6 protein-coding genes are annotated in these 5,896 nt (G+C 54.7%); all 6 read right to left on the bottom strand.

Translation table 11 applies throughout. The annotated features are described in order from the left end of the window. Positions 1 to 26: 26 nt before the first annotated feature. Positions 27 to 1,229, bottom strand: coding sequence for a sigma-54-dependent Fis family transcriptional regulator (locus tag FDW87_RS13135; protein WP_137379825.1), 1,203 nt, complete (start codon positions 1,227 to 1,229; stop codon positions 27 to 29). 176 nt (positions 1,230 to 1,405) lie between these two features. Next, positions 1,406 to 2,410 (bottom strand): dipeptide ABC transporter ATP-binding subunit DppF, encoded by a 1,005-nt coding sequence (gene dppF, locus FDW87_RS13130; protein WP_003827418.1) that lies wholly within the window; start codon positions 2,408 to 2,410, stop codon positions 1,406 to 1,408. Further along, positions 2,407 to 3,390, bottom strand: coding sequence for a dipeptide ABC transporter ATP-binding protein (dppD, locus tag FDW87_RS13125; protein ID WP_019078085.1), 984 nt, complete (start codon positions 3,388 to 3,390; stop codon positions 2,407 to 2,409). Before dppD ends, dppF begins: the two co-directional genes overlap by 4 nt. Before the next feature lie 10 nt (positions 3,391 to 3,400). Next, complete coding sequence (gene dppC, locus FDW87_RS13120; protein WP_016154902.1) at positions 3,401 to 4,303, bottom strand: dipeptide ABC transporter permease DppC; 903 nt, start codon at positions 4,301 to 4,303, stop codon at positions 3,401 to 3,403. Positions 4,304 to 4,312: 9 nt separating this feature from the next. Continuing rightward, positions 4,313 to 5,332 carry a dipeptide ABC transporter permease DppB gene (gene dppB, locus FDW87_RS13115; protein ID WP_016154903.1) on the bottom strand — a complete coding sequence of 340 codons (1,020 nt, stop codon included), beginning with the start codon at positions 5,330 to 5,332 and terminating at the stop codon, positions 4,313 to 4,315. Between the two features lie 161 nt (positions 5,333 to 5,493). After that, positions 5,494 to 5,896: ABC transporter substrate-binding protein (locus FDW87_RS22550; RefSeq protein ID WP_045609567.1), on the bottom strand; the 403-nt coding region annotated here is incomplete at its 5' end.

Genomic DNA, 5,896 nt, shown 5'->3' with positions numbered 1-5,896 from the left:
ACAGCGCCGTCAGTCACTGACGGCGCTTAACTCACACTCTCCAGTTGATAGCTGCGAATTTTATTCAGTACCGTGGTATGTGACACCCCCAGCGCTTTAGCGATATGCCGCGACGACACATTCTCTTCCACCATCTGTTCAATAAGCTGGCGTTCAGCACACAAAACCTGTTCTTTAAAAGGACGTTCTGTCGGCGTCAGCTCAACAGCAGGCAAATTCACCATCCCTAATTCTTCCCGCGTAATGACGTCGGATTCCGCCATCAGCATCAGGCGAATGATGGTATTTTCCAGTTCGCGAACGTTTCCCGGCCAGGTGTGATGATGCTGGGCATCAAAGCAGGCTTTATCCAGAATGATCCGTCGCTGGAATTCCTTCGCGTATTTCTGCACAAAGTGGCGAATCAATAGGCTGATATCCTGCGGGCGCTCCCGCAGTGGCGGAATGGTCAGTGAAAGTACATTGATGCGGTAATAGAGATCGGCACGCAGCAGACGTTGTTCCACCATCTCTTCCAGATTGGCGTTGGTTGCCACAATAATGCGCACATTGACCGGAATAATTTGCGCCCCGCCAACGCGACGGATCCCGCCATCCTGAAGTACGCGCAGTAATTTAGCCTGTAAGCTCAGCGACATTTCACCAAATTCATCGAGAAAAAGGGTGCCTTTATCGGCCATTTCAAACAGCCCCTTTTTGCCTTTACAATCTGCGCCGCTAAAAGCCCCTTTCTCGTAGCCAAAGAATTCACTCTCCATCAACGACTCAGGTAGCGCAGAGCAGTTCACCGGAATAAACGGATAAAAACGTCGCTGCCCGGAATTATGGATAGCCCGGGCCAGCAGTTCTTTGCCAGTACCCGTATCGCCGCGGATCAAAACGGTATATTTGCTGTCGGCAATTTTTATCGCCTTTTCGATAAGCGAGTGCATGCTCTGGCTGCTACAAATAATGTCAGAGAAATAGCGCGGGCGTTCCGGCTCAGGCGTTGACAGTTCGCTTATCTCTTCACACAGGTAAGCGACGTTAATAATATCGGCGCGCCGGCCTAAACAGGATTGCACGCAGGAAATATCCTGTAACTGGCGGCACCAGGATTTAATCAGGATCCGTCCAGGCGTGACTTTCATGGAGATGATATTGATATCGCAGCAGGAAAATTCCTTCAGGACATCCTCAACCATCGACAGACGATCAATTGTTTTAATATCCCAGCGTATCGTGACCACATTTGCTCCTGACAGTTAGCAACTGCGAAATAGATATTTCTGTGACGAGAGGAAATCTGACTACATTTTAGACGCTGTGGAATAATGTTCTGCCAGAGGACTCACATTGTGGATGTAAAAACAAAATATAAAAAAACCGGAGCACAAGGCTCCGGTTATCAGGTCATAACCCACGTTTATTGCTGTGGATTTTCATCCTGGTCAACAGCGAAACAGGCCACGAGTTGTCCACCGTAATCCTTCAACTGCGGCTGAAGCTGGGTACACGGACCAAAACGCCGACGGCAGCGGGCATTGAACGCACAGCCCGGCGGTGGATTCAGCGGGCTTGGCAGCTCACCGGTCAGCTTGATACGCTCGCGGCGATCGTCCGGGTTCAGGCGTGGCGTTGCGGAGAGCAGCGCCTGCGTATACGGATGACGCGGATTATTGAAGATCTGATCCTTCGTTCCTTTTTCCACGCAACGGCCTAAATACATCACCATCACCTCATCGGCAATGTGCTCTACCACCGACAGGTCGTGCGAGATAAAGACGTATGACAGCCCCAGTTCCTGCTGCAAGTCCATCATCAGGTTCAGCACCTGCGCACGAACAGAAACGTCCAGCGCCGAGACCGGTTCGTCGGCAATCACCACGTCTGGATCAAGCATCAGCCCGCGAGCGATGGCAATACGCTGACGCTGACCGCCGGAGAACATGTGCGGATAGCGGTCGTAGTGCTCGGTTTTCAGCCCCACTTTCGCCATCATCGCCAGCGCTTTTTCACGACGCTCCTCTTTACTTAGCGTGGAGTTGATCAGCAGCGGCTCTTCCAGAATCTGCCCTACTTTCTTGCGCGGGTTCAGGGAACCGTAAGGGTTCTGGAACACAATCTGGATTTTCTGCCGGCGCAGCTTCTGCGCCTGCGGGTCGTGCTTAAGCAGATCCTGCCCCTGATAATACAGCTCGCCGCCGGTCGGGACTTCAATCATCGTCAGCAGGCGACCAAGGGTGGATTTCCCACAGCCCGACTCGCCTACCACCGCCAGGGTTTTGCCGCGTTCCAGGGTAAAGGAGACGCCGTCCAGCGCTTTCACCAGGCGTTCCGGGGCGAACATCCCCTTCTTCACCGGGTAGTGTTTTTTCAGGTCAATTGCCTGCAACAGCGGCTGTGGCAAAGCGGCCTTTTGCGTACTCATAGCCCAGGCCTCCCGGCATCATCAAGTGGGTAGTGGCATTTCGACTGACGACCGCCTTCCAGCAGGTTCAGTTCAGGTTCTTCAGCGCGGCATTTGTCAGTCGCATAGGGGCAGCGCGGGTTCAGTAAACAACCGGTCGGGCGGTCATATTTACCTGGCACCACGCCCGGCAACGAAGCCAGACGCGCTTTATCCTGAGCGAACTCCGGCAACGCGCGCAGCAACGCCTGGGTATACGGATGACGCGGCGCGCGGAAAATATCCTGCGCGGCCCCGGTTTCCACTACCTGCCCGGCGTACATCACAATGATCTTGTGCGCCGCTTCGGCCACCAGCGCCAGGTCGTGCGTGATTAAGACCAGCGCCATGTTCTCTTTTTGCTGCAATTCCAGCAGTAGCTCGATGATCTGCGCCTGAATGGTCACATCCAGCGCCGTTGTCGGTTCGTCGGCAATCAACAGCTTTGGACGACAGGCAATCGCCATCGCGATCATCACGCGCTGGCTCATCCCACCGGACAACTGGTGCGGATAGACATCCAGACGCGAGGCCGGATCGGGGATCCCCACCAGCGTCAGCAGGTCAATCGCCCGCTGAATACGCGTTTTTTTGTTGCCGCCCTGGTGCACCTTAATGGCTTCCATAATCTGGTAGCCGACGGTGTAGCACGGGTTAAGGCTGGTCATCGGGTCCTGGAAGATCATCGCCACTTCCGCGCCCACTAACTGGCGACGCTCTTTCTCAGAGATGCGCTTCAGGTCACGACCATTAAACTCCAGATTTTCGGCCATAACGCGGCCTGGGTAGTCAATCAGTCCCATAATCGCCAGCGAGCTGACGGACTTACCAGAGCCGGACTCCCCTACAATGCCAACCACTTCACCCTGGTTCACGCTGTAACTAATGCGGTCTACGGCACGGAATTCGGACCCCACATCGCCGAAGTGCACCGATAATTTATCTACATTTAATAACGCCATCTCGAACCTCTTACTGCTTCAGTTTGGGATCGAGCGCGTCACGCAGACCGTCACCCATCAGGTTAAATGCCAGCACCGTCAGCAGGATTGCCAGCCCCGGGAAGGTCACGACCCACCAGGCGCTTTGGGCAAATTGCAACACGTCAGAGAGCATGGTGCCCCATTCCGGCGTAGGCGGCTGTGCGCCCATCCCCAGGAAGCCGAGGGCAGCCATATCGAGAATGGCGTTAGAGAAGCCAAGCGACGCCTGAACAATCAGCGGCGCAAGACAGTTAGGAAGAATATTGACGAACATCTGGCGCATCGCACCGGCTCCGGCCACGCGGGATGCGGTAACGTAGTCGCGGTTAACCTCCACCAGGACGGCGGCGCGCGTCAAACGCACATAGTGCGGCAATGCCACGAACGTCAGCGCCAGCGCGGCGTTGCCAATCGAGGGCCCAAATACCGCCACCAGCACCAGCGCCAGTAACAGGCTCGGCAGTGCCAGCATGATATCGACCACACGCATGATGACGTTATCGACAATCCCGCCAAAGTAACCGGCAATCAGCCCGAGAATCACGCCCATCAGCAGGGAGAGCACCACCACCAGACAGCCGACCAACAGAGACAAACGCGCACCGTACATCAGGCGGGACAGCACATCGCGGCCCACATCATCAGTACCAAACAGATGCGCCATGGTACCGCCTTCCTGCCACGCAGGAGGAGCCAGCAGCGTATCGCGGAACTGCTCTGCCGGGTTGTACGGCGCGAGGACGTTGGCAAAGACCGCAATCAGGATCATCACTACAACGTACACCAACCCAACAACCGCACCTTTGTTGCGCTTAAAATAGTGCCAGAACTCCTGCAGCGGGGTCATGGGCACCGGTGCAGCAATAACTTTATTTTCAGTAACCTGTGACATGATGGCCCCTTACTTCCTATGCCGAATACGCGGGTTCACCACGCCGTACAGCAGGTCTACCAGCAGGTTGACGAGGATAATCATCGTCGCGACCAGCAGTACCCCGCCCTGTACCACTGGATAATCACGGCGTTGTAGCGCATCGATCAACCAGCGTCCCAGTCCCGGCCACGAGAAAATAGTCTCGGTCAGGATCGCCCCAGCCAATAACGTACCGACCTGCAGGCCGATAACGGTCACAACGGGAAGCATCGCGTTACGCAGAGCGTGAATGATGATGACGCGCATACGGGTCAGGCCTTTGGCGCGTGCGGTACGAATGTAATCTTCACCCAGTACTTCCAGCATTGATGAACGAGTCATACGCACAATTACCGCCAGAGGAATGGTGCCAAGCACCATTGCCGGCAGGATCATATGCGCCAGCGCATCGATAAAGTTGCCCTCTTCACCCCAAATGGCGGTGTCAATCAGCATAAAACCGGTCAGGGGATTGGAATCATCAAGGAACACCATGTCGCTCACCCGACCGGAAACCGGCGTCAGGTTCCACTGCACGGAAACCAGCATGATCAGCATCATGCCCCACCAGAAAATCGGCATGGAGTAACCCGTCAGCGCCAGGCCAACGGCAGTGTGATCGAAAATGGAGCCGCGCTTAACGGCAGCAAGTACACCCACCGGAATACCCACCGCAACGGCGAAAATCATCGCGCAGACGCCAAGTTCAAGCGTTGCTTTAAAGCGAGGAACAAACTCTTCCCACACCGGTAATCGGCTTTTCAGCGAGATACCTAAATCACCATGCATAACCCCCCAGATGTAATGGAGGTACTGCTGCCACATCGGTTTATCCAGACCAAGTTCAGCCAACAGTTGAGCATGACGCTCAGGGGAAATTCCACGCTCACCCGCCATGATCATTACCGGATCGCCGGGGATCATATGAACGAAAGCAAAGGTGAGAAGAGTGATACCGATAAACGTGGGGATGACGAGTCCCAAACGTCGGAGAATGAACTGCAACATAACCCGGATTCTCTCTAATGACGCACGGCCTGGAACCGTGAATCTGTATTGCTCACAAATCTTATCTCCCCCTCCAGCGAGAGGGAGATAAAGCATTACTGTCAGGTGGCGCTACGGTGACCCGACTTAACGGTCCGTAGCGCTGCCTGGCTTGCTTTTAATTATTCGACAGAGACGTTTTCGAAGTGATGTTTGCCTAATGGATCAACCACATAGCCTTTCACTTCTTTACGCACTGGTTCATACACGGTGGAGTGAGCAACAATCAGAGCCGGGGCCTGATCGTGCATAACAACCTGAGCTTGCTTGTACAGTTCAATACGTTTGTTGTGATCGTCGGTCGCACGCGCCGGCTGGATCAGATCTTCAAACGGTTTGTAGCACCAGCGAGAGTAGTTGGAACCGTCTTTCGCTGCCGCACAGCTGAACAGGGTGGCGAAGAAGTTGTCCGGATCCCCGTTGTCACCGGTCCAACCCATCATCACCGCCTGATGCTCACCCGCTTTGGCGCGTTTCAGATATTCGCCCCACTCGTAGGTCACAATCTTGGCCTGAACGCCAATT

Source organism: Citrobacter sp. wls826 (assembly GCF_005281245.1).
Lineage (GTDB): Bacteria > Pseudomonadota > Gammaproteobacteria > Enterobacterales > Enterobacteriaceae > Citrobacter > Citrobacter braakii.
This window is presented reverse-complemented; position numbering and strand designations above follow the sequence as displayed.